Annotated in this window: 24 protein-coding genes, 4 tRNA genes and 1 riboswitch; of the genes, 4 read left to right on the top strand and 24 right to left on the bottom strand. The window is 48.7% G+C overall.

What is annotated here, in order from left to right; all coding sequences use genetic code 11:
• Positions 1-70: 70 nt before the first annotated feature.
• From ACOMG9_RS01900 to birA, 14 genes are all read right to left on the bottom strand, one after another.
• A complete protein-coding gene (locus tag ACOMG9_RS01900) occupies positions 71-343 on the bottom strand; it encodes a hypothetical protein (RefSeq protein ID WP_494529700.1) in 273 nt (90 codons plus the stop codon).
• Between the two features lie 84 nt (positions 344-427).
• The gene (rplL, locus tag ACOMG9_RS01895; protein ID WP_422136664.1) at positions 428-805 is read right to left on the bottom strand and encodes a 50S ribosomal protein L7/L12; all 378 of its coding nucleotides are present in this window, start codon (positions 803-805) and stop codon (positions 428-430) included.
• Positions 806-937: 132 nt separating this feature from the next.
• A complete protein-coding gene (gene rplJ / locus ACOMG9_RS01890; RefSeq protein ID WP_317143700.1) occupies positions 938-1,468 on the bottom strand; it encodes a 50S ribosomal protein L10 in 531 nt (176 codons plus the stop codon).
• A 345-nt stretch (positions 1,469-1,813) separates the two neighbouring features.
• The gene (rplA, locus tag ACOMG9_RS01885) at positions 1,814-2,509 is read right to left on the bottom strand and encodes a 50S ribosomal protein L1 (RefSeq protein WP_422136663.1); all 696 of its coding nucleotides are present in this window, start codon (positions 2,507-2,509) and stop codon (positions 1,814-1,816) included.
• Positions 2,509-2,943: a 50S ribosomal protein L11 gene (gene rplK / locus ACOMG9_RS01880; protein ID WP_252177357.1), complete on the bottom strand. Its 435-nt coding sequence runs from the start codon at positions 2,941-2,943 to the stop codon at positions 2,509-2,511. Before rplK ends, rplA begins: the two co-directional genes overlap by 1 nt.
• Positions 2,944-3,116: 173 nt before the next feature.
• Complete coding sequence (gene nusG / locus ACOMG9_RS01875; RefSeq protein WP_317143703.1) at positions 3,117-3,650, bottom strand: transcription termination/antitermination protein NusG; 534 nt, start codon at positions 3,648-3,650, stop codon at positions 3,117-3,119.
• Between the two features lie 9 nt (positions 3,651-3,659).
• A complete protein-coding gene (secE, locus tag ACOMG9_RS01870) occupies positions 3,660-4,031 on the bottom strand; it encodes a preprotein translocase subunit SecE (RefSeq protein WP_448215561.1) in 372 nt (123 codons plus the stop codon).
• 60 nt (positions 4,032-4,091) lie between these two features.
• Positions 4,092-4,167: transfer RNA gene (locus tag ACOMG9_RS01865), tRNA-Trp, on the bottom strand.
• Positions 4,168-4,315: 148 nt separating this feature from the next.
• Positions 4,316-4,391 (bottom strand) — tRNA-Thr (locus ACOMG9_RS01860).
• Positions 4,392-4,408: 17 nt separating this feature from the next.
• Positions 4,409-4,482 (bottom strand) — tRNA-Gly (locus ACOMG9_RS01855).
• Positions 4,483-4,552: 70 nt separating this feature from the next.
• Positions 4,553-4,636, bottom strand: a tRNA-Tyr gene (locus ACOMG9_RS01850).
• Between the two features lie 105 nt (positions 4,637-4,741).
• The gene (locus tag ACOMG9_RS01845) at positions 4,742-5,440 is read right to left on the bottom strand and encodes an SPOR domain-containing protein (RefSeq protein WP_448215560.1); all 699 of its coding nucleotides are present in this window, start codon (positions 5,438-5,440) and stop codon (positions 4,742-4,744) included.
• Between the two features lie 107 nt (positions 5,441-5,547).
• Positions 5,548-6,300, bottom strand: coding sequence for a type III pantothenate kinase (locus tag ACOMG9_RS01840; protein ID WP_494529699.1), 753 nt, complete (start codon positions 6,298-6,300; stop codon positions 5,548-5,550).
• On the bottom strand, positions 6,297-7,259 hold the full coding sequence (gene birA, locus ACOMG9_RS01835) for a bifunctional biotin--[acetyl-CoA-carboxylase] ligase/biotin operon repressor BirA (RefSeq protein ID WP_448215558.1): 963 nt from the start codon (positions 7,257-7,259) through the stop codon (positions 6,297-6,299). The genes ACOMG9_RS01840 and birA overlap by 4 nt, the downstream gene beginning before the upstream one ends.
• 531 nt (positions 7,260-7,790) lie before the next feature.
• Here birA and ACOMG9_RS01830 point away from each other — a divergent pair.
• A complete protein-coding gene (locus ACOMG9_RS01830; protein ID WP_494529698.1) occupies positions 7,791-8,888 on the top strand; it encodes a WD40 repeat domain-containing protein in 1,098 nt (365 codons plus the stop codon).
• Between the two features lie 193 nt (positions 8,889-9,081).
• Positions 9,082-10,134, top strand: a complete 1,053-nt coding sequence (locus ACOMG9_RS01825; protein ID WP_494529697.1) for a pyridoxal phosphate-dependent aminotransferase — start codon at positions 9,082-9,084, stop codon at positions 10,132-10,134.
• Here the strand turns inward: ACOMG9_RS01825 and ACOMG9_RS01820 are convergent, their stop codons facing one another.
• The 5 genes from ACOMG9_RS01820 to ACOMG9_RS01800 all read right to left on the bottom strand — a co-directional run bounded on the left by ACOMG9_RS01820 (position 10,135) and on the right by ACOMG9_RS01800 (position 18,835).
• Positions 10,135-14,658: an HAD family hydrolase gene (locus ACOMG9_RS01820; protein WP_494529696.1), complete on the bottom strand. Its 4,524-nt coding sequence runs from the start codon at positions 14,656-14,658 to the stop codon at positions 10,135-10,137.
• 120 nt (positions 14,659-14,778) lie between these two features.
• A complete protein-coding gene (gene thiC, locus ACOMG9_RS01815; RefSeq protein ID WP_494529695.1) occupies positions 14,779-16,506 on the bottom strand; it encodes a phosphomethylpyrimidine synthase ThiC in 1,728 nt (575 codons plus the stop codon).
• Positions 16,507-16,556: 50 nt separating this feature from the next.
• Positions 16,557-16,661, bottom strand: a riboswitch (TPP riboswitch).
• A 65-nt stretch (positions 16,662-16,726) separates the two neighbouring features.
• Positions 16,727-17,395: a phosphohydrolase gene (locus ACOMG9_RS01810; protein ID WP_422411806.1), complete on the bottom strand. Its 669-nt coding sequence runs from the start codon at positions 17,393-17,395 to the stop codon at positions 16,727-16,729.
• The gene (locus ACOMG9_RS01805; protein WP_422136652.1) at positions 17,392-18,222 is read right to left on the bottom strand and encodes a phosphodiesterase; all 831 of its coding nucleotides are present in this window, start codon (positions 18,220-18,222) and stop codon (positions 17,392-17,394) included. Before ACOMG9_RS01805 ends, ACOMG9_RS01810 begins: the two co-directional genes overlap by 4 nt.
• A gap of 97 nt (positions 18,223-18,319) precedes the next feature.
• The gene (locus ACOMG9_RS01800) at positions 18,320-18,835 is read right to left on the bottom strand and encodes a GNAT family N-acetyltransferase (protein WP_448215553.1); all 516 of its coding nucleotides are present in this window, start codon (positions 18,833-18,835) and stop codon (positions 18,320-18,322) included.
• A 250-nt stretch (positions 18,836-19,085) separates the two neighbouring features.
• On the opposite strand from ACOMG9_RS01800, the gene ACOMG9_RS01795 reads away from it, so the two are divergent.
• Positions 19,086-20,432: a PhoPQ-activated protein PqaA family protein gene (locus ACOMG9_RS01795; RefSeq protein WP_494529694.1), complete on the top strand. Its 1,347-nt coding sequence runs from the start codon at positions 19,086-19,088 to the stop codon at positions 20,430-20,432.
• A 95-nt stretch (positions 20,433-20,527) separates the two neighbouring features.
• Here ACOMG9_RS01795 and ACOMG9_RS01790 read toward each other — a convergent pair whose 3' ends face one another.
• Complete coding sequence (locus ACOMG9_RS01790) at positions 20,528-20,953, bottom strand: hypothetical protein (protein WP_448215551.1); 426 nt, start codon at positions 20,951-20,953, stop codon at positions 20,528-20,530.
• An 84-nt stretch (positions 20,954-21,037) separates the two neighbouring features.
• On the opposite strand from ACOMG9_RS01790, the gene ACOMG9_RS01785 reads away from it, so the two are divergent.
• Complete coding sequence (locus ACOMG9_RS01785; protein WP_448215550.1) at positions 21,038-21,457, top strand: hotdog fold thioesterase; 420 nt, start codon at positions 21,038-21,040, stop codon at positions 21,455-21,457.
• 78 nt (positions 21,458-21,535) lie between these two features.
• Here ACOMG9_RS01785 and tal read toward each other — a convergent pair whose 3' ends face one another.
• The 4 genes from tal to ACOMG9_RS01765 form a co-directional block, all read right to left on the bottom strand.
• The gene (gene tal / locus ACOMG9_RS01780) at positions 21,536-22,486 is read right to left on the bottom strand and encodes a transaldolase (protein ID WP_448215549.1); all 951 of its coding nucleotides are present in this window, start codon (positions 22,484-22,486) and stop codon (positions 21,536-21,538) included.
• A gap of 221 nt (positions 22,487-22,707) precedes the next feature.
• Complete coding sequence (locus tag ACOMG9_RS01775; RefSeq protein WP_494529693.1) at positions 22,708-23,280, bottom strand: hypothetical protein; 573 nt, start codon at positions 23,278-23,280, stop codon at positions 22,708-22,710.
• Positions 23,281-23,402: 122 nt separating this feature from the next.
• Positions 23,403-23,846, bottom strand: a complete 444-nt coding sequence (locus ACOMG9_RS01770) for a YbaN family protein (protein ID WP_494529692.1) — start codon at positions 23,844-23,846, stop codon at positions 23,403-23,405.
• Positions 23,839-24,219 carry a hypothetical protein gene (locus ACOMG9_RS01765; RefSeq protein WP_494529691.1) on the bottom strand — a complete coding sequence of 127 codons (381 nt, stop codon included), beginning with the start codon at positions 24,217-24,219 and terminating at the stop codon, positions 23,839-23,841. Before ACOMG9_RS01765 ends, ACOMG9_RS01770 begins: the two co-directional genes overlap by 8 nt.
• Positions 24,220-24,378: the final 159 nt, after the last annotated feature.

The raw sequence follows: 24,378 nt of genomic DNA, 5'->3' as shown, positions 1-24,378 counted from the left end.
GGCCATCTAGGTTTATTGAGGGCGGGTGGCCCCCTTTTGATACCCAATTAAAAAACGGTGATTTCAACCGTTACCGTTGCATGAGCTTTAGCGTCCAGAATGAAAGCAGGGCTTTCATTCTGAGAATCTGACCGGAAATTGCGCTCCAACGGATCATGATCCGAGCTGTCGATTTCCGGTAAGGCTCCCACTCTGCCAATGACACTGCAACTTTCTCAGATTGATGGAGGTTCACTTCGGCGGTAACACACAGTTCAGCCTGTGCCAATACCGATCTGAATCCCATCAATTTAATAAGCCATCGAACACTGCCATCCAGCATGGAACGATATAGCTCATACAACGGAAAAAGGCCGGTGCCATAAAGGCACCAGCCACCTGAGTCTATTATGCAATAGGCTCTGGATATTTCAACGCTGTCGTAGAATTACTTAACTTCTACGGAAGCGCCAGCTTCTTCCAGCTGCTTCTTCAGGTCTTCAGCTTCTTCCTTGCTCACGCCTTCTTTCAGAGGAGCAGGAGCGCCATCTACAACAGCTTTAGCTTCTTTCAGACCCAAGCCAGTCGCGCCGCGAACAACCTTAATTACGTTTACTTTCTTGTCGCCAGCAGCAGTCAGAATTACGTCGAATTCAGTCTGTTCGGCAGCCGCAGCGCCAGCGTCGCCAGCAGCAGCAGGGGCAGCAGCAACTGCAGCAGCAGCAGAAACGCCGAACTTCTCTTCCATAGCTTCAACCAGCTCAACAACGTCCATTACGGACATTTCAGCGATTGCATTCAGGATATCTTCTTTAGACAGAGCCATTGTATGTCTCCAAAAATCTTTTTTGGGGTAAAACCCCGGAATTCATTAAATAAGAGAAAAAATCAGCCACATGGAGAGCACCCGGATTAAAGGCCTCCCACGCACTAAGGGCTTTAATGCCTGCCAAGAGGCTTAGGCGGCTTTCTTTTTCTCGTCGGCAACAGCTGCCATTACACGTGTAATGCTGCTTGGGAACTCGTTCAGAGTTCTGGCCAGCTTGGTTACAGGTGCAATCATTACACTCATCAGCATCGCGCGAGCCTGATCCAGAGTAGGCATCTTGGCCAGAACATCAATCTGTTCTGCTCCCAGAAGCTGTCCAGAGATGGACAGAGCCTTAACTTCCAGAGCATCGTTCTCTTTAGCGAAGTCCTTAATCAGACGCGCAGCAGCGCCCGGATCTTCCTGAGAGAAGGCCAGCACAGTTGGACCAACCAGAGAGTCTTGCAGGCACTCAAAATCAGTACCTTCAACAGCGCGCCTGGCCAAGGTATTACGTACAACCTTCAGGTATACGTTACCTTCACGAGCCTGCTTACGCAGTTGAGTCATCTGGTCAACCGTGAGACCACGGTAGTCCGCGATTACAGCCGACAGAGCGCTTTGTGCAGCCTCGCTGACTTCGGCGACAATCGCCTTCTTGTCTTCGAGTCCTAACGCCATTGGCTTTACTCCAAATTATGAAGTTAACACCCGGCTATTCAGCCACTGAGTAACCGGGCAGTTACAATACGGTGAAGGGTTAATAACAAAATACTGAAACAGTCTTTTGTATTGCTCACCGTCTACGCAGGAAATTAAGCGTCGATCTTTTTGTCAGGCCTCCTGGCCCAACCCTGATTTAACAGGCACAGATCTTCACACCTACGATCTTTGACGGCCTCCGAAAACCGGAGACCCCAAAGTCTTTCGGATACTGCAGATATCCTGCCTGCAGCTTTCCACTATTCGTTAACCAGCTCAGGGCCGAGTCTCAGCTCCGGGCTGTTTTCAGCAAAGCTGTGAATATTAGATATTCAGGGAGCTCATGTCGATAGTCAGACCCGGGCCCATGGTAGAGGACAGAGTGACTTTCTTCATGTAAACACCCTTACTGGAAGAAGGCTTCAGCTTCTTCAATTCAGCCAGCAGTGCTTCAGCGTTCTCTTGAAGGGAGCCCGCTTCAAAATCGATCTTACCGATGCCCGCATGGATAATACCGTTCTTGTCAGTACGGAAACGTACCTGACCGGCCTTGGCGTTTTTAACCGCTTCAGCAACATTTGGAGTAACAGTACCCACTTTCGGGTTAGGCATCAGGCCGCGCGGACCCAGAATCTGGCCAAGCTGACCTACAACGCGCATCGCATCCGGAGAAGCAATAACTACGTCAAAGTTCATTTCGCCCGCTTTGACCTGAGCAGCCAGATCATCCATACCAACGATGTCAGCACCGGCTTCTTTAGCTGCTTCAGCGTTAGCGCCCTGTGTGAATACAGCAACACGAACGTCTTTACCAGTTCCTGCAGGCAGAACGGTAGAACCACGAACTACCTGATCGGATTTACGAGGATCCACACCCAGATTTACAGAAATCTCAACGGATTCTTTGAACTTAACGCTGGATACTTCCTTCAGGACGTTAGCAGCTTCTTCGAAGGAGTATGCCTTTTCAGCTACAACCTTCTCAGCTATCATCTTGGCGCGCTTGGTCATCTTAGCCATTATTCCACACCCTCCACGTTGACACCCATGGAACGAGCAGAACCAGCAATGGTGCGAATTGCCGCGTCCTCGTCTGCTGCAGTCAGATCAGGCTCTTTGATCTTGGCCACTTCCAGAAGCTGCTCACGAGTAGCAGTACCCACTTTTTCAGTGTTAGGGCGACCGGAGCCTTTCTTCAATTTCAGAACTTTCTTCAGCAGGACAGATGCAGGCGGAGTCTTGGTCTCAAAGGTGAAGCTTCGATCGCCGTATACGGTAATTATTACCGGAATCGGCATACCAGCATCCATCTCTTGAGTCTTTGCGTTGAACGCCTTACAAAACTCCATGATGTTCACGCCGTGTTGACCCAGAGCAGGACCTACAGGTGGTGAAGGATTAGCTTTACCTGCAGGCACCTGCAGTTTGATGTAAGCTTCGACTTTTTTAGCCATATCAACCTCAATAGTGGGTCTTCGCTTTAACAGTCACTTTCGGCTTCCACCAGACTGCCTCAGCTACCCGTTCAGGGCTTGCGCCCTTCAGATAAAAACCCTGCACTACTTACGCAGCACAGGGTCTTGAATTTTTTAAAGTCTGTTATGCCTCAAGACCCGCTCAAGGCTGATCAAACTTTTTCAACCTGGACAAACTCCAGCTCAACCGGTGTAGAGCGACCAAAGATCATTACCGCAACATGCAGACGGCTCTTCTCGTAGTTCACTTCTTCCACCACACCATTGAAGTCCGCAAACGGCCCATCAATGACTCTAACCATCTCACCAGGTTCAAACAGCGTCTTGGGACGTGGTTTCTCAACACCTTCCTGAACACGCTGCAGTATGGCATCCGCCTCTTTTTCGGTGATTGGTGCAGGCTTGTCCGCCGTACCACCAATAAAACCCATGACCCGAGGGGTATCTTTAATAAGATGCCAGCTATCTTCGTTCATTTCCATCTGGACTAATACATATCCAGGGAAGAATTTACGCTCACTTTTACGCTTCTGACCGTTTCTGATTTCAACCACTTCTTCGGTAGGCACCAAAATCTCACCAAAGAGATCCTCCATACCGTGAAGCTTTACGCGCTCAATCAGCGAACGCATCACCTGCTTTTCGTAGCCGGAGTAGGCATGAACCACATACCAACGTTTCGCCATTATTTATCCCTATCCAATCAGGCTGCTGATAATCCAGCCTAGCAGAGAATCAAGCGCCCACAAAATGAGCCCCATAATTACAACCACAGCTACAACAATCAGCGTGGTCTGAACAGTTTCCTGACGAGTCGGCCAGACTACTTTGCGAATCTCAACCTTAGCTTCCTTGACCAGCGTCCAAAAAGCATCACCTTTTACAGTTTGAAGCGCAACAAACCCGGCCACTGCAGCCAAGGCCACCAAAGCCAGCGCCCTGTAGAGAACAGAATACTCACCAAAGTAAACATTCCCACCAACACCAGCGGCCAGCAGAACCGCAACAAGGGCCCACATGAGGCCATCCAGTCGTCCTTTAGGTGCTACTTCAGGTTTTCCACTCATCGGTTGACTATCTCTATTCGGAAAAGCTTTGCCAGAAATTATACTGACATAATATAGAAATGGCAGGCCAGGAGGGAATCGAACCCCCAACCCCCGGTTTTGGAGACCGGTGCTCTACCAATTGAACTACTGGCCTGTATCTTTGAGCAGTCTTGTGATACCTACCCCGATACAAGGACCGATCAATTATAATCGACCCCAATCAAGCTGAAAAGTCTTATTCTTTTTTAAACCTCATAAACAGAGGCAACCAACAGGAGGAATCCACCCCCCTTTACACCATATGGAGCTCTTGAGCAGATTTGAACTGCCGACCTCACCCTTACCAAGGGTGCGCTCTACCAACTGAGCTACAAGAGCACTTAAATCAGAATTAATGGAGCGGGTAGCGGGGATCGAACCCGCATCATCAGCTTGGAAGGCTGAGGTTCTACCATTGAACTATACCCGCAAAGCAGGACCTACATCATGCAGTATGCCCACTTATCAAGCCAACTTACAAGAAAGAAGACTTAGAAATCTGGTGGTGGGGGCTGGATTCGAACCAGCGAAGCTTTCGCGTCAGATTTACAGTCTGATCCCTTTGGCCGCTCGGGAACCCCACCAAGTGCTGCGCCATTCTATTCAGGAGCATTTCAATGTCAAGCCCGTTCCCTGCCAACTATGCAGAAAGCTTGTCTTGTCTAGCCGCCCTGAAGCGCAGGCGTATATTAGTGAATCGAATCGTCGGATGCAACGCTTTTGCAGTTTTTTTCCAGCATTTTCAGATCATTGTATTCGTCAGCCTGCCTCTCCCAGAAACCGACGCTTAACTTCTTTGCTTCTGAATCTGTCATCTCCAGCCAGAATGTTTCAGGCTCACGGGGTAGCTTTTTAATAGCGGGTTCATAACCCGCCTCTTGTACACGACGACTGACTTCATTCGCCGAAACTTCCTTGCTGAATAACCCCAGAGATATGCCATTAGCCAGCTCACCCTGGGTAATCACAAAACTGTCTATTCCCTGCCCCTGCAACTCTCTTAACAACCTTATTGCCGACTGCCGATTACTTCGGGGAGGAATATGCACCCAGTAGTCAGCAAGTACTGCCTCGTTGTCAGAACGCTCCCTGCTCGAAATACCCAGAGAAAAGAGTTTCTGCTGCAGATGGTCTGCTTTTGCAGAGGATTCAAAAGGCCCCACTACAAGACACTGGGCTTCAGCGACTTTCTTTGTCGTTTTTTTCTCCCGCGTTTGCACAGGGAGTTCTGATGCTACCTCGGAGAGCAGCATCAATCTTTTACCTGCCTGCACAGAAACTTCGTCACCTACGTTTACAGCCCGGTAGGGCTTATGGGACTGATGATAATAGCCCCAGACAAAATAGCCGGCATTGGCAAAGAGAAGTACCAGGACGATCCAGCGCATACTAAAAACCGAATTTTGGAAGTTAAACTCTATAAATAGCTTCTATAAACAGCTTTTATAAACAGTATGACTTCCCATTAATTTTAAATCTGGGTGATTAAAAAACATTATTGTCTTTCAAAGGCAATCGAGAGTCCATCCAGAACCAGCTCTTCAATCAGCACCTGCTCTATTTCTTCCTTTATGTGAGTTTGCAACAAAGAAGCATCGCCGCCGGTCAGAAACAAACGGGCGCCCGGCCATTTAAGACAGGTCTCATGAATGAAAGATACTGCCATAGCCAGAACACCATGGTTAATACATTCTGAAGTGACGGTTCCCAATGCTGTTGCTTCTGCAGGATGCTCAATGTTATCGAGATTGGCCGTATTGACGGCCAGAGCTTTTTTCATCAAGCGGATACCCGGAACAATGAATCCTCCCTGATGGTTTCCGTGACCATCAATCACATCCACTGTAATAGCTGTACCACAACTGACAACGATTTTAGTATTGTGCAGAGAATGAGCATGTGCCGCCAGCATGGCCAGCCACCGATCTACACCCAACCTTTCTACTTCTTTATAGATAACTGTAAGACCAGCAAAGCTTTTTCGGGTTTTAGCAATAAATGGCTCCACGCCGGTAGCTTCTGACAAAATGCGCACTAACTGCTCTAATCTTGCGTTCCCTGAGACTATTGAAATAGCAATGGAGTCAAGAGTTCCCAACTCTTCCAGAAGCAGGGACAAGATAATCTGCCAGTCAGCATCATTATGAATGAAGCCCGATTGAACGGAAGCACCACCGGCCATCAGACGCCATTTAAGTCGGGTATTTCCGGCATCCAGCTGCAACTGTCTATCGATGATCTCATTCATGATTGACGAAATGACACTTCTCCACCATTAAAAACATGAAGACCAGAAACTGTCTCGAGCAGCAGCCCGCCCTGATCATCCACTCCCATATAACGCCCTGTTACGGATCGGTTCGAAGCCATTAATGCAACTTCCTTGCCACGATAGGCATCGTATTCGCACCATTGCTCTCTGAACAGCCTGAAGCCACCTTGTCCAAATCCATCGAGCAAATGAGTCAGGGTATTGATTAACTGTCCTGCGACCGCATTTCGGCTCACCGTCTTGCCACACACCCGGAAAAGATCAACAGCCGGCTGACCCACTGACTCCAGCTGCTCATCACTTAAACGGACATTAATGCCTATTCCGATCACCACTTCACACTCACCCGTGGGATCTCCATGGACTTCCAGTAACACACCACAGAGTTTTTTACCCTGCCAGAGAACGTCGTTGGGCCATTTAAGCTTTAATTCTCCGGCTCCCAATGTTTCCAGTGCTTTCACAACGGCCAGACCTACCGCAAGACTGAGCCCCTCCAGCGAAGCCGTTCCCTCACCATTCTGCCAAAGGGCAGACAAGCTTATTGTTGACCCAAAAGGACTGCTCCATACTCGACCCCGTCGCCCCCGCCCTTTTGCTTGATACTCTGCCAGACAAAAACGAGTGACTCCGGCAGGAACCGGCCCCAGGTTACGAACAAGGTCATTGGTTGATTCCGCAATAAAGCAGGTATGGACTTCAGATTTATTTCGAACACCTATATCTATAGTGCTCTCAATCTTTTTCTTATCAAGAAGCTCAATACCACTGCCGAGGCGGTAACCTTTACCTCGCACAGAATCCACTGCCAGGCCAAGCTCTTCAATCGCTTTCAGTTTTTTCCAGACAGCGGCCCGACTGATCCCAAGCTGCTCACCCAGATCTTCACCAGAATGAAACTGCCCGTCCGCCAACAAGCCCAGTAATTTATCCATCAACCACTCCCAACAACTGAGAACAAATAATATGCGCTTCATTCCTGCTGCTCAAATCATCCAGACATTCAAGGAATGATATTGCCGAGATGTTTCTGGTGTTCTTTCACCAAGACCCGGCTTATACTCAATCCTGAACGATCAACCCATATACTCTTTTTTCCAATTCTGGATGAGCAGCGGATTTTTCTTCCAGAAGCCCGGAAGCGCTGCCCGGTTCTGAAGCAGTCTCATCTCGCTATTTTCAGTGTTTTTTATCATGGCCACACCGGCTCAGGAAACGGTCCGAATTATTCAAAGCCGGAACTCTGGAGAAAGGTAATGAACTTTTGGAAGCATCTGGCTATTACAAGTCTGATTATCTCACTGCCGCTAAGCTGTATACAGGCTCAAACGTCGCGCTTGATTGGGCCAACAGAAATACCTCCTCAATTATTCCATGTAATTGACATAGATCCGAACCAACCACAGGCAATACCTACTTCAACGCCCACTGCCATCCCACCGACACCTTGTGGACCCAACAGGGCTTTGAGTATTGCATGGAATAAAAACAGTACGCTCATAGCTGTAGGGATAGGTAGCGGCCATAGCTACTGCGGTGTTACAGGAACCCTGCTCATCTTTGATATAAGTTCAGGAAACCCCAGACTCCTGCGTTCCGTGCCAGCAACAGAATGGGTAGAAAGCGTTACTTTCAGTCCCGACGGCACTCGGCTGGTCACCGGAGGGGATGATAATACGGTCAAAGTTTTTGAAGGGCTGAGCCCGTTCACACTCCTGGATACCCTGACCGAAGGGCAAAACGATATAGAAGTTGTTACCTTTAACTCCAACGGCACCCTGCTGGCAGCGGGGGGGAAAGATACAAATGTGAGGCTTTATCTTAAAAACAGCACAAATCTGTTCAACTTCGTGAAAATCTTCCCCCAGGCAAGAAGCTATATACAAGACGCTCACTTCCACCCCGTCAACGACCCGCTGGCAGTCGTCGACCGCAACAATTGGCTAAGAATTTACAGCGGGATCAGCCCGTATATCCACCTGAAAAACGTCTTTATTTCGGGCGCCAGGATACTGGCTTTTGCCTACAACCCCGACGGCACCCTGCTGGCAACCGCGGATGATCTAAAAAAGATCACGCTTTTAAACGGGACGCACCCTGACAACCCTCTGCAAACCTTTACCGCACCGACGCGGGTAGCTAGCATTGCCTTCAACCGAAAGGGTACCCAACTGCTGGTTGGGGATATAAATGGATATGTGAATATTTATAGAATCACACCGTTATCCTACCGGTTAATTGACAGACTGCCGAAAGTAAAGTCACCGTTGCCAGCAAACGCTCTTGCATTCAGCCCCGACGGTAAATGGCTGTCAGTCGGTAGAACAGAGATCGCGATGTACAGGGTCGATGGTGTAAGAGCACCTACAACTCAAACCAGCACAACTGAAGCGGTTACAACAGCAGTCAATACGACAGAGGCCGCTACAACTGAAAACTGTACAGAACCCAACCCGGTAACCAGAATAAAAAGTGGCACCGAAATGGGTAATTCTTCGACGCTTACAGCCCTTTCGCTAATCGCATTACTAGCTGCGGTTCTTCAGGGCATGTTAGTGCAATGATGTTTTTGGAAAACCATCTGGCCAATTCAGCCTCTGTCATGGTTTGTCTTTTGGCTTGATCCGACCTTCCAGAAAACAAACAGCAGACTCATGTTATTCGGCCTGCCGCCGACTGCTCCTGTTATTTTCCTTGGCTTGCCCGACACACTCTGAATATACTTGCGCTCTGGAAGAACAAGCAGGACCGTTTGTCATGAGTATTTTCAAATCCCACATTGTCCAAATGGGAGCCTACACCCCCCCTCTGGAAGGCCGGGACCCTCATGACCACCTGCTGCTGGACTTTAATGAACGTACCCTGCCCGTCTGCCCTTCAGTAAAAGAGGCCATGATTGATTTCATTCAGGCTGATCGCCTGCAGTGCTATCCATCTTATGGGAACATTGCTGCAAAGATTGCCCGATACTGCCATGTTGATACTGATCAGCTGATGATCACCAACGGCTCCGACCAGGGTATCGAACTGATCATCCGCTCAGCCTGCCGTGAAGGTGAAGAAGCCATTATTCCCCGCCCCTCATTCGCCATGTATCAGCAGGTGGCCAGGGTAGAAAACCTCAATATTATTGAGCCTGCGTATTCCAAAGACAGTGGCTTTCCCAAACAGGCTGTGCTTGATGCTATTTCCGATAAAACCCGGCTTATAGTGATTTCCAATCCCAACAACCCAAGCGGCACTATTGTGGCCAGGGAAGACATTCTTGAAATTGCAGCCGCTGCCCCCAACGCCGCCATTCTTGTGGATGAATGCTATTTTGAATACACGCAGAAAACAGTGGCAGATGTCGTTGAACAGTACCCCAATCTGCTGATTACCCGCACCTTCTCAAAAACCTGGGGCTTACCTTCTGTTCGACTTGGTTATGTCATCAGTAATAGTGAGAATATACGAGCACTGCTGAATGTTCGCGGCCCGTACGACGTTAATCAGCTGGCAGTGGTTGCGATAGATGCAGCGCTTTCCAAACCTGGCTATACCGAACAGTATGTTAAAGAAGTGATGGAAGTCTCCAAACCCATGTTTGAAGATTTTCTGAACAGTAAAGGGATTGATTACTGGCCCAGTGTCGCCAACTTTATCTGGACATTCCCAAACAACCCGGATGAGATCGAAAGACATCTCCGGGCTCACCATATACTGGTTCGACCAAAGGCCGATGAAAGTGGCAAAGCAGGCTTGAGAATTAATCTGGGCAACAAGGCCCAGACTGAGTCTCTTATCCAAACCTGGTCCCGGATAATCTGATTATTGATAGTTAATCACAGGTTTCCCCAAATGCGCAGGAGGCTGATAGCCTCTTGGTAATTTATAGTCTCGCCAATTAAAATCAGGGTTGAACTCTCTCTCCGCATCAATCATATCTCTCATTGAAGGCGATTCGTTGATATAGATCGCTGTCAAATCACCAGAATTCCAACCGTTATCATCAGCTAGCTCCTGCAGCTCGATAAATCGCTCAAAACTGATATCAGGACCTCTTCCATCTCCAGACGTGAACATTTCCCGGATGGCAGCAAAGTCCACCCTGTAAATCATCGGTTTAGCGCCATAGAAGTGGAATGTCGTATAGGGTATGCCTCGGTCATCAGCGGCTTTTTCAACAGACTTCAGCATGTCCTGCAAGTCGTCCACCATGACGATGTGTTGTGCCGGATGCCCGGATTTGTCGAGGTAGTGATGCAAGCCCTGCTCCTTGGTTTTCAGTGGCCCCGTTTGGATTTTGACCGTGATTGCATCATCAAACAGATTTCTGTCGAGTTGTGTTTTCTCAAGTTTTTCTCTCAAAGAGTCTTCGTCATTGGCAGTAAGCAGAATAATTCTGGCATTGCCCGGACCCGCCTTTGTTCGGATATCCTGAATGATTGTGGCCGTATCAGGATTGACCAGACGTCTCTCTTTACGACCCTCGGCCACTAAATCTTTGGCGATGAGCGTCTCATCCAAATCGAAACAGACCAGGACCGGTTCACCGGGCTTGATATGTGCCAGCACTTCCCTAATGTCTTGTGATTTCGGCACTCTAACTGACTCACGGACTTTCAGAGCTTCTGGTAAAGCACTCGCTGCTTCAGATACTGTGACCTCCGCAGGTGGAACCGTGACTGCCTGAGCAGCTGGCAGCTCATTCTGCCCCCAGGTCATGACCTGACGTCCCCGGCCCATCAAATTCAGCTTGATATCATCTTTGACTTCTTTAGCCCTCCCCCTGAGAGCGCGGTTTTCTGTTTTCCAGTCATTATTCGGGAATGCCTGTTTCAGGTTTCTTTCAATCTCCAGAGGATCAAGACCTAAATCGGGTCGTATCTGGGCCAGTTCCTGCGAAGCAAGCTCTATGTTATTGGCAGCAGGATCAGAAAGCCTCAACATCTCATGCATCAATGCTTTCATGTCTTCTGCTCTGGAAACTTGCGCCTGGTCCATTTTCATCTGCAGAGAGACCAGCTGGCTGCGTTTGAGGTTCAATCCCCCCCAGAGGAAATCCCAACCCGCTTCAGAGAAACATCTGGATAGATTCGCTTCTACCTCCGCTGGACTCAATTGGAGTTCAGGTCGAATCTGTACCAATTCTCTGGCAGCCTGCTTTCGACTTTGTGATGCAGCGGGAGATAACTTGCATAAGTCGTCCATTAGTTGTTTCATTGCAGCCGACTTACTTATCGGTTGAGCATTAATCACCTGTTGCTCAGCCTTGTCGATATTAGTCTCTAGCCTCATATCGACATCGGGACCACAATACTCATTCCACTCCCGTTCTGTTGGAAAAGCTGCATTAAAGTTGGTTTCCTGAACATCCCTCATTGCCTGATCAATCTGTATATATCTGCCTCTGAGCTGTTGAAATGCCTCATAAGCCGTACGACGACTGCTTCTTTGCTCAGGTGACAGAAGCACCAGATTCTTTATCAGATCACGGCACGACTCTCGCCCTTTGTTTGGATCGAAGGCATCAAAACGATGCTTCAAAGGTTCGACTTCAGCGGGTCTTCTCAGCTGGTAGGTGCCATCCCACAAAGAAGGCCACAGCTCACGTCCCGGAGCTCTCTCCAGACCTTTGATAATTTCAGTCCTGGCAGGCGCCCCATTGACATGGCTGGATAACCAGTCAGCAGCTGCTTCAATACTGACCTGCCACTGTTCAGGCACCTTATCCAGCTGCTCAAATACGCCTATCAGATGGCCATAATTTCGATCACTGGCCAGACAAAGGTTGGTGCTGTCAATCTCCCTGTCATATTGCTCATCACTCACAAACTCTGGAGAGTAGGCCTGGACGGAGACACTTTTGAAGTAATTCCTGGCTTCATCCGTCAGTGTTCCATCGGGATTAAACACAGGGAACATCTGGCGGTTTTGTGCGTCCACTACGATAAATCGCCCGGATGACTTCAGTCTTTGCAGAAAGGTGTAATGACCGGCACCACCGCTTTCGCCTGATTTCAGGACAACATACCGGTCACTATCAAACGCCTCGGCTAATGGCCTTTTGGCGGCACCGGGCTGTCTCTGCTGACCTTTTTTGATGGCTTCGAAAAACTCACCGACATGATTCTGAAATTGATGGTGATGCTGTTTTTCTTCAATACCGTCGATCTGGGCCCAACCCACAATAGGCGTCGTCTCACTGTTATCAAAAGGAATCTCTATTGGCGTTGAAATGGCATGGACCTGGTTATACCCCTTGCCTCTGGCAAAATGCTCCAGAGAGTTGGCAAAGCCCTGACAGTTTGAATCACCCGCTGCCTGTCTTTTATAGAGTTCGGATACAACGTTATTGAGGAGTTCAAATTCAACTTCTTCATCGGCTGAAATCAGGGTCTGCCTGTGGATCGTCATTTTATCCAGCTCGGTGAGGCGATTGACTCTATCAGCGCCAAAAGTTCCAGCCTCTATCTGTCGTATGGCTTCATCCTTATCAATCCGTCCATACTGGTATTCAAGACCAATTTTGGAACGGTTATAACCACGGTCCAGGTCTTCCTTAATCTGGTTAAATGCTTCTGCCTCCATATGTTGCACATCAATGAGCATCTTTCGACGTTCTGCTTCCAGATTGCGCACAGCATCCTCAAAAGAAACTGCATGAACCCTATGCTGATTAAACCGGCCACTGACAACCCGGTCGGGTTGCTGGCCGGATGGCTGTATACGATCCCACTGAGCTTTCATGGTCAGGAATTGTTGTTGAGCGTCGTCCATTTCCGGCAACTGCCATGAAGACTGCTCAGAGGGCATAGCATTCGCGGCAGAAGCTTCTGGCTGTTTTTCAGGAACAGGAGGCGGTGTCGTGACTGTCTGCGGAACAACAGACGCTCCATCCGTTGTTGCAATCACCTTTTTGGCTGTTACCACAATTTTCCCGGAAAACTCACGGATGTAGTCCTGCTGACGAGGGCTTCTGTTCAAAACTCCCCGGGCCAGCCTCTCATCGGTATTTAAAAGATGAATAGCCACTGCAAGGTCTGCATCCTTTATATCCGGGTTGAATGCCCTGGCTTTTTTAAAGGCTTCCAGCTGTTCCCTGGTTGCTGGTTGCTGAGGGCCAACAAACTCCTCACCCAATGGGCTAAAACCCATTTGCCTATAATCGTCGTCCAGCTCGTCACTGATGTCATGGGGCTTTGCAGAAGACTGTCTCAGGTAGCTATAGAATTTCTCAAGGCTGGTAAACACAGGTATTGCGTTGTCGTCCTCTACGGTCTTTGAAGCAGCCTCTGAAGCTGCCTGAACATCTTCTGCGGGGAGAACGCCGTACAGGAACTTACCCTCATTGACCGTGCGCCCCAATTCGTTGAGCAGAGGATCATTAAATTTCATATTATCCAGGCAGGCATTGACCATTTCATCGGTCATCACTTTATCCCGATAAGCCTGTTTCATATCCTGAACGGTCAAACTGTATTGTCTGTCTCCGAGAATATCCACAAATATCTGACATGCCCTGTGAACCAGCTTCTCTCTGATTTGCGGCGGAGTAATCGCAGACAGGCGCTGAGTATCAAGTGCATCACTACGGCGGGCATTCGCCCGCTCCCGTCTGGTAAACCGAAGCTCTCTGGGAGGGTTTGTCTTGAAATAATCAATAGCCTGATCCATGACGTAAAAATATTGGTCCAGATCGCCAGTATGCCGGGAAGTGAACACATTTTTGCGAGTTGTATCCGTTGTTGATTGAAGTAATGTAACCCTATAAGGCTTCTCTTCATCAGGAGCCCGATGTTTCGCACATTGAATCCGGATATCGACTTTCTCGGATTCCATAAAGTCCTTTAAATGAGATTCCCAGTCATCTTTGTCTCGGGCTTTAGTGGTCAAACAGAACTTTGAGATCAGGTTTTCGACGGCTGCCACTATTTCATTGTCTGGTGCTTTTTTCAGGAGTAGCTGAACCAGCTCAACCTCAGCCTCATGCAGAACGGTCAGACTGGCCTGGTTTAAGGCTACACATTCATCATTCCAGACACTGGCCTTTCTTGGCGTAGCCGGATCTGTGATGGATACATCTCTTTTTAACAGCGGGGTTCTGGCCCCGGTGGCCGTCCGTACTTCACGACTAACGCCCACCAGCTCTGGCTTATCCATGAGTTCATTGTGTCGCTGGTAATAAATGCTTACGGAGCGACAAAAGGCATTGTACTTATCAGACGGCCCCAGAACCCAGCCGACTTTTTCCGATGACAAGCGACCATTATCAAGAATGGGATATTTGCCTTGAACGTCTTTATTGGATTTATAGAAATCAAGAAATGATAGAGGAGAAAAAGGAACCACTATGACCTCCTTGTCATTGGCACAGCTAAACATTCCCAAAAGCTTAGCAAGCTGTGGTTACGTCACTTATTCGACAGGCGACAGAGAGTCAGCCAGAGGACTGACTCCCGAAGTTTATTTTCAGGCAGTTTCTTCCAGTTCACGCACGTCCTGGGTCATGCGCATAGGGCAGAAATCGGGTCCGCACATGGAGCAAAACTCAGACTCTTTCGCACCTTCCTGAGGTAATGTCTGATCGTGATAGGCTTTGGCCGTATCAGGGTCCAGAGCCAGGTTAAACTGATCCAGCCAGCGGAATTCGAAGCGCGCCTTGGACAGGGCATTATCCCGAACCTGGGCACCGGGATGACCTTTGGCCAAATCAGCAGCATGAGCGGCAATTTTATAAGCAATCAGACCGGCTTTTACATCATCTCTGTCAGGCAGACCCAGATGCTCTTTGGGTGTGACATAACAGAGCATGGCGCAGCCATACCAGCCAATCATGGCAGCACCAATGCCTGAAGTAATATGGTCATAGCCGGGTGCCACATCGGTAGTCAGAGGTCCAAGGGTATAGAAAGGCGCTTCATGACAATGCTTCAGTTGCATCTCCATGTTTTCCTTAATGAGGTGCATGGGTACATGACCCGGTCCTTCTATCATGACCTGAACATCGTATTCCCAGGCAATCTTTGTCAGTTCCCCAAGGGTTTTCAGTTCGCCAAATTGCGCTTCATCGTTGGCATCGGCGATAGAACCGGGGCGCAATCCATCCCCCAGAGACAGGCTGATATCATAGGCCTGACAGATCTGACACAGCTCCCGAAAATTGTCGTAGAGAAAATTCTCGGCATCATGCATCTCTGCCCACTGGCCCAGAATACCTCCGCCCCGGGAAACAATGCCTGTCACCCTGTTTCTGGTTTTAGCGACATGTTCCCTGAGGACACCGGCATGGATCGTCATGTAATCCACACCCTGCTCTGCCTGCTCAATAATGGTGTCTTTCATGACTTCCCAGCTCAGGTCTTTCACCTTGCCCCTGACCTTTTCCAGAGCCTGATAGATAGGCACAGTGCCGATAGGCACGGGCGAGTTCCTGATTATCCACTCACGGGTTTCATGGATGTTCTTGCCTGTGGATAAGTCCATCACCGTATCGCCACCCCAGCGAACCGACCAGAGCATCTTTTCAACTTCTTCTTCAATGGAAGAGGTCACCGCAGAATTGCCAATATTGGCATTGATCTTCACCAGAAAGTTGCGCCCGATAATCATGGGCTCGGACTCAGGGTGATTAATGTTGGCGGGAATAATGGCGCGCCCTTCAGCGACTTCTTTTCTGACAAACTCCGGGGTGATATGGGAGCCATCAGTGCGCCCCATACTCTCGCGAATCGCAATAAACTCCATTTCCGGAGTAATTATCCCCTTTCTGGCGTAATGCAGCTGGGAGACATTTTGGCCAGCCCTGGCCCTGCGTGGCGTTCTCAGTGCTTTGAAGCGAATATCTTGCAAGCGCAGGTCGAACTGACGGGAGCGGGCAAATTCCGAGGAGCGATCGTCGAGCAGCTCAGTATCCGCTCTCTCTTCAATCCACTGTGAGCGCAAACCAGGCAGGCCCTGATTCAAATCATGAGGAACGCCGGTCTCTGTGTAACTGCCCGAAGTGTCATAAATACGCACCGGTTCATTCTTGCCGCCACCAAAACGTTCGGGGGTATCGTGCAGGCGAACTTCCCTCATACCCACACGAATGTCTTCGCGACTGCCTGTTACATAGGTTTTTTGAGAGTTGGGAAAAGGGCGACAGGCGTCCATTAGCAACTGCCGGTCAAACCCGGACGCATTTTTCTCGCAAGCCATCGTTTCTGTATCCTTCACGTTGGGTTCATGACGGTTTCGATATAGCTTGCCGGATAGGCCATCTTGTTCCCTTCGCAGGTGTTAACCTGAGCAGGTTCTACGGATTCCGAAAAACAGCAATTCGGTCTCAGCCTGTGGCGCTCCGACAAGATTGCCGGAAAGTATAAGTAGATTTCTAAAAGGTTAATAGTATAAAGACACAAAAAAACCAAGGGTTTATTCAGCTGTAGTCGCCTGAAAGCTCCTTACACAGCTGGGTTCTGAAGGTCTGCAAAAAATCACTGTGACGTGCCGCCATTTTACGCCCGGGCTCTGTTTTCATGGTCTTTTGAATCTGTAAAAGCTTGATTTCAAAATGGTCCAGCGAGTATTGACGATCGTTCAGCGCCCTGTTTTTCCCCATGGGATCTTCGGGATCGAACAGTTTCTGGCCCAGCTTGCCGCCCGTATAAAAACAGCGGGCAATACCAATCGCGCCCAAAGCTTCCATCCTGTCGGCATCCTGAACCACTTCAGCTTCCAGAGTTTCAGGAGTGATATTAGCGGAATAACTGTGAGTTTTTACTGCATGACACACGGCAGCCGTCAGCTCTTCTGGAAAGGCCAGAGATTTCAGGCAGACTTGGGTCTTTTCAGCCGCCAGGGTGGAAGCCCTGGAGCGCTCCGGATGGTTTTTTGGCAACACCACAATGTCGTGAAAATAACAGGCAGCAAGAACCACCAGCCGGTTAATGTCAAAACGCCCCTCATCCATCAATTGTTGAGCGGTTTTCCAGACCCGCTGAAAATGGGAAATGTCGTGCGAGGCATCATCGCAGTCCCTGTCTTGCAGGTATTCGACAAAACGTTCTTCCCAGCTTTTCAGCAGTGCAGGTTCATTAAAGTTCATGATTCGGGATCCACAGGCCTTTGGTAACGTTGACAGGTTCTGCTGTTAATAGCCGGAAAATCATGCAAAAAATTGTGAGTGTGGACAACCACTCTGTCCGGGTGAATATCCACCAGATTATAAACCGGAGGCTCCGGCGAAACAGAGTCTGGCCTGGGGTTATCAAAATCAAAAGGTGTCTGGTGTACCAGTGAAGGTGGGCATGAAAAGCTGATCCCCTGCCAACTGCCTGAAACAGAGCGGTGCAAATGCCCCAGGAACAAATGCCTGATCCGTTCCTTATGGGGCTTGATCGCTGACCAGAGTGCTGCTGAGTTGATCAGATTGTCCCTGTCCATACTCGCCAACCCCGTTTCAAAAGGAGGATGGTGCATAAACAGGCAAACCGGTTTGTCTGATGCCTTCAGTTCATCTCTAAGCCATGCCAGTCTTTGCTCACAAAGAATCCCGCTGCGCTTTCTGTCATCCAGAGTATCCAAACAGATCAGGTTGACCCCTTCTGTTTCGAGCTTAAACTGGATAAAACCTTCCTGCTGCCTTGGGTGACTCGAAAAAACATCCAGAAAATTCTGCCTGTGATCATGATTGCCCATCAGGCAGTAAACCGGAAAAGGCAACCTGTCCAACTCTTCTTTCAGGGCTCTATAAGCCTCTTTCTCGCCCCAGTGTGTCAGGTCACCGGTAATAATGCAGGCGCTGGATTCCGGCACTTGCTGCACAAGTGTATCGACACAGTTTTTCAACCTTGCCTGTGGGTCAATGTCGTAATTCAACATGCCCGCCGGAACCAACTGGGGATCAGAAAAGTGTACAAATCGATAGACCATAAAATGCAATCCCGTCATTATTCTCAAGTTAAATGATCGCACGGAAAAGGTATCGCTTTAGAGGAAGTTTGTTTACTTTTTTGATGGTCTATTCAGACTAATGAGAGTGACTGAGAGCTTCTGCCGAACTCAGAGAAAACCGGGCAACCGTTAAATTACACCATCCCTCATAACCGGCCAGACTCATACCCAGTGACTCGATCACATCAAGGGCAAACTCGTTTTGGGGTGAAGCAAAAGAGATGATTTCCTTGAAGCCCAATCTTTTGAACCCCAGATCGGTCACAGCTTCAGCCGCTTCGATGACCAGCCCACGACCGCGATACTCCTGACTGAATCGCCAGCTCATTTCTATGGTATCGCCATAGGCTGAAAATCCACAGTTGCCAATCAGCCTGTTACTCTCTTTTAGTACAACTGCCCAACGAGACCAGCCTTTATGGTCAAGTTCGATCTGAAAGCGCCAGAGATCGGTTTCTGCTTCGCTGGCCGGGGAGTGAATACTGTAATGCAGTTCTTTGTGAGCTGCTCCAATGATATCGGCATACGGCTTTAAGTCAGCTTCTTGCCAGGTTCGCAGGATCAGTCGGGGTGTTTCGGCAACAATCAGCACATGAGACTCCAGAAACTTAATGACCAGGCAAGATAAGGTTTAGTCGATTTTTTCGCTTTAACCAGAATCTGTACCCAATTAATAAAAAGAGTACTGCTCTCTTCGACCCTGAACCGATAAAAAAAGTTCGCCAGATCGAACGTTTTTTTCCCAGACACGATAGACTGACTGCAAAGTGACTCCCGGCTGTTATTCACTCCAGAACCGCCGATGAAACTTTAAGGAACTTGAGTAACTATGAGGTCTGGCATTGAACCCTATATTTCTGGACTACCTGAATAGAAAAGACGAAAGCTTCAGCTGGCGCTGCCTTGAAACTTCTCATTGCGAAGAGTTTCCGGTCGTCTCCGTTAGCCATTTAGAACTGATTTCCCAGACTTGGCAGGAAGGCTCAGGGTTTGGCCTCCGTCAGCCGGAATGGCAACACCGCCTCACACTTTACTGGCCTGAAGGAGGTTCAGAGAGTCCCTGTCTGTTAATGATTAATAGTGGATCAAGGCACGATCCATCCCTTGAACTCACTCCCTCGCATAATGTCGATGGCGCACATTTATGCCAACTCACCAAAGCCCCGGTAGCCGTTCTCAAAGATGTTCCCAACCAGCCTTTGACCTTTCGGGATGGTGTTCCTAGGTCGGAAGATGATCTTGTTGCTTTTTCCTGGCAAGCCTTTCTGGAAGATCCTGAACACAATGGTCTTATGCCCATTCAATGGCCCATGGTGAAAAGTGTTATCCGGGCCATGGATGCTTTGTGCGAGTTCAGTGAAGAGATCAGTGAAAAAAAATGCTCCCGAATAAATGACTTCATTATCGCCGGGGCTTCCAAACGGGGCTGGATTTCATGGTTGACGGCAGCCGCTGACCAAAGGGTCATGGCTCTTATTCCAATGGTGATCGATACATTGAACGTACAAGCCTGCATGAATCATCATCTGAATGTTTATGGCGGCTTTGCCAGCGCTATCAGCGATTATGCAGACAGTGATCATGACATTCTGTCAAGCCTGGAATCCAAGGGTATGCAGCAATTGCTCAATGATATTGACCCCTTTGTCTACAGAAGTCAGCTTCATCTGCCTGCATTTATTGTCAACGCCAGTTGCGACGAGTTCTTTCCACCAGACTCTGCCCGTTTCTATTACCCGAAGTTATCCGAATTAACCTGGCTGAGGTATTTACCGAATGCCAGCCATTACCTGGGCCGGGACAGTGACGTAAACACCGATGAGATCATGGCTTCTGTCTTTGGTGCGCTGATCTCGGAGCAGGATATGCCCGCCATGAACTGGCAACTGCTGGATGAAGGTGGTTTGGAAATCAGAACCAGCCTTGAACCTAAATTAGCCCGTGCCTGGGTTTGCCATAACCCTGAGGCCAGAGACTTCCGAAAAGATGTACTGCAACAGGCAGGTATCCGCTATCAGGCAACCCGGATAGAACCTGTCGTCTCAATGCCCTGGACTTATCAGTTTTGCCCTGCAACGCCTGAGAATGGGTGGACTGCCTTCTTTATCGAGCTGGTCTTCAACAATGCGCCTTATCCAGATCTGATCCTGACATCAGGCGTTCGGGTGACTCCTGACGTTTATCCTTAGAGCAGCCCTGACTGTTTATCCACTCGACAAAAAAGGATAACCGGACAGCCCATCAGAGATCATATATCGGAATAGCACTGAGCGATATCAGGGGGCTACTCAGACTTTTTCATATCCCGATATTCTTTCAGTTTATCCCGTAGTTCCTTGCGTGACTCTCGATAGGTTTGCATCTGCTGATCGTTGAGTACCGTCGCCAGTCTCTTATTGGTTTCATCCCTGTTTGCCTTGAGAGCCCTGGCTTTTGCAAGCCGGTCCTGATCGGTGACCTGAATCTTTTTCACATTCTCCCTACTCTCCTTCAGGATGGCCTTTACATTGGGCTTTTGTTCATCCGTGAGATTGAGTTTTTGCTCCAGCTGACTGTATGCTTCTTCCATATTCACGGGCGCTTTGTTCGGAGCCGCTTCTACTTCGACAGAGCAAAACACCAGCAGAATGGAAACCACCGATAGACAGAAGATTATGCTTCCTGGTATCGAATGATTGTCCAGAGAATAAAAAGATGCCCCGGGTTTCATAGCAATTCCTCCAGTGAAATTGACTGCTCATACACCTTGAAGAGTAAAAAAGGTGTCTCATACATAACATGAAAGGTGCCTGCCATGTCGATATGGAAGACCCAAGCTACTCCAGAAAGCCTGAATCAGAGATGTGAAGGCAGTATGTGCAGTCATGTGGGTATCAATATAGTAGAAATAGGCGACGACTTTCTTCGTGGCACCATGCCGGTAGACGAGAGAACCAAACAGCCCCTTGGATTTTTACACGGTGGCGCATCGATGGTTCTGGCTGAGACCCTTGGCAGCATTGCAGCCAACCTCTGCTGCGCAAAAGATCAATACTGTGTCGGCCTTGAGATCAATGCCAATCATCTTAAGTCAGTCACTTGCGGACGGGTGACTGGTACCGCCAGAGCCGTTCACATTGGCAAAAGCACACAGGTCTGGGAAATCAGGATCGAAAATGAACAGGGGCGGCTCACCTGTATTTCGAGAATTACCATGGCCGCAGTCGGCAGATAAAAGTTCTGATGAAAAGCAGATACCGGGTCTTTCTGTATCTGCTTCAGGGTCTGATGTCGTGTTATTTTGGGAAAAAAATCACAGTCTGGATTCGATCAGGCTCTCCAACTTCACCTGATCTCTGGCAAAATTACGAATGCCTTCGGCGAGTTTTTCTGTGGCCATCGCATCTTCATTCATTGCCCAGCGGAAAGCCTGTTCGTTCAGTACCACTTTTTCATGACTGGATGTGGCACTCTCCGGAGACAGCTTCCGAACAACTGTCGCTTCTGTCTTCTCCAGATCATCCAGCAGACCCGGGCCGATCGTCAGACAATCACAACCCGCCAACTCAATAATCTCAGCTGTGTTACGGAAGCTGGCACCCATGACCACAGTATTGTAGCCATGCTGCTTGTAGTAGTTGTATATGCGGGTCACAGAAACCACACCCGGATCCTCAGCCGCTTCAAAGTCACGACCTTCAGCTTTTTTGTACCAGTCAAGAATACGGCCAACGAATGGAGAAATCAGGAATACACCAGCTTCAGCACAAGCCTGAGCCTGGACAAAATTGAACAACAGGGTCAAATTGCAACGGATGCCTTCCTGCTCCAGAACCTTCGCAGCTTCAATGCCTTCCCAGGTAGAAGCAATCTTGATGAGCAGACGTTCAGGGTCCGCGCCCTGCTCGCGGTAAAGGGCAACCAGCTCCCGAGCCTTGCCAATGGTGGCATCCTTATCAAATGATAAACGAGCATCGACTTCTGTTGAGACAACACCCGGTACGACCTGCTGGACTTCCTTACCAATCGCTACGGCCAGCCAATCACAGGCATGCCTGACCTGCGCCACTCCATCATCAGTTTTGGATTTGCCATACTCCAGAGCACTATTGAAAAGTGGCTCATAAGCAGGAAGTTCAGCCGCTTTCAGAATGAGGGATGGATTGGTTGTAGCATCTACAGGCTGATATCGACGAATGGCTTCGATATCGCCGGTGTCTGCCACTACTTTCGTCATACCCTTGAGTTGCTCTAACTGATTCATTGGACTCTCAATCCTCACTTTTTTTTATGGCAATCGATTTCGTTAAAATAGTCAAGAACTACTCAGGACCGTATCTGCATTCAAGAAAAGTTCATAACAATAACGATAGGCACTCTAACAAAGCCCAATGGCCAGAGCTGATAACGCTGCCTTCCGGGCTTCCACAACTTCCTCATTGCATCCTGCGTGATGAAATGAATCCGGCACCCGGAATTTATAAATCAATTATTCTGTGAGGTGTTCTGGTGCATCATCTGGTTAACCCTGAACTCCTGCAGCAACAGTTCAATTTGAAACTGCTCCGCTTCAATCAGAGTTTTATAACGGGCTACCACCGCATTCATCTGAGCAGACAAGGTTCCTTTGGTATTCTGATCAACACTGTTTGCAATAGACTTCGATTGAGTATTGATGTCTTTTTCCTTAACACTGTTTCGGGGCTGGCTTTTATTCTGAGGGGTCTTTTTATTGATTTTGGCCTGCAGCTGTTTCAGCTCGCTCTGCATGCGATTACGGTAGGTCCGAATGCGCTTTTGTCTCAGAGCAATACGATCTTCGATCATCCGGGCGCGGACCTTTTCGTCCATTCCCCGCAGTTTATCCATATCAAATGGCTCAAGGGGTGCCGCCAATCCCTTAAGTTCAATGGGCTTGGCATTGCTGTCGCACTTTTCTTCTGTAAAAACCACAGCGCCATTTACCTGACATTTGTAAATTGGCTTCGCGTATCCTGTAACCGGAATCAATAAAATACCGGCGCCCAGTAATAGTTTTAATAATTTTCTCAACTCCATGATGATGCCCTGACCTAATACCTTTTCTTTACTATAGCCAGAGCCTGGAAAATGAATATCAAAACGACCCGCTCCCTTCTTCTTGCCCGCAGCATGATTAAAAAGATCAGTGTGCTATTGACTCACTGTTTTTGGTATCTGCGCATTAATACCCAAAGATAAATGCTCACCGCCAGTGCAATCAGTCCCAGCAATACTTTCAGAACAACCTGGGGAACCAGCCAGGCTGAAATCCCTATGCCCAGCCATAATAATGCCAGAGCCCGATACCCTATTTTGGGTGAGAGTGCCCTGTCGTGCAGGTACTCTTTCAGGACCGGACCGAACCTTGGATGCCCCAACAGCCACTGATTCAATTTTGGTGAAGAGCGAACACTGAGCCACAATGCCATCAACAGAAACACCGTCGTTGGCATCAGAGGCAACACAGCACCTATAATGCCGAGCACAATGCAAAGTACTGCCAACCCCTGATACAAGAGTCGCAACAATGGATTTCTGACCAGAAGGTTGCCTTTTTCTGTTGCTACCTGATCAGCCAAACGGGGCTCTTTACACTTACTCAAATGTCGCTTCCTGAATACGCTTTACGTACTCCAGCTCTGTGAGTTTTCTCAGAACTTCATAGTAATCCTGCTGATGGGTGTCACCGACGGCCAGATACTCGCCTGAGCGACACTGTATTTTTCCCGGCGAAACCCGGTAAACAACCAGTGTTGGATCAATCGCCATAACCTGATCAACATACTCGATATTGTCCGGAATACAGAATTCATAGGACACCGCCGTCAAGCTGTCATCTTTACCACGCAGACCCTCCCTGTTGAGTTCATTGAGATCAAACTGGATCTTGGCCATATCCCCCGCTTTCCAGCCCAGCGTGGAGCAACCAGTCATAAACAGAGCCAGCAGGAGTAAAGCAGGAGCTTTCAATGACATAAGCAAAACCTTTAAAGATTGACTGCGTGTCTATAGTAACCCTTTTCTCTGCTTCATGGTGGTTAATCACGAAAGGGATGCAAATACGACCGAAAGCAGAAATAACCCAAATTAGAATGATCGCCCAAAATATATCTATACTGATATCCTCTGCACTCA

The sequence above is a fragment of the Endozoicomonas sp. PH6C genome, assembly GCF_059322965.1.
Note: the sequence above shows the minus strand (reverse complement) of the source record. Positions and strands in the feature narration are given on the sequence as shown.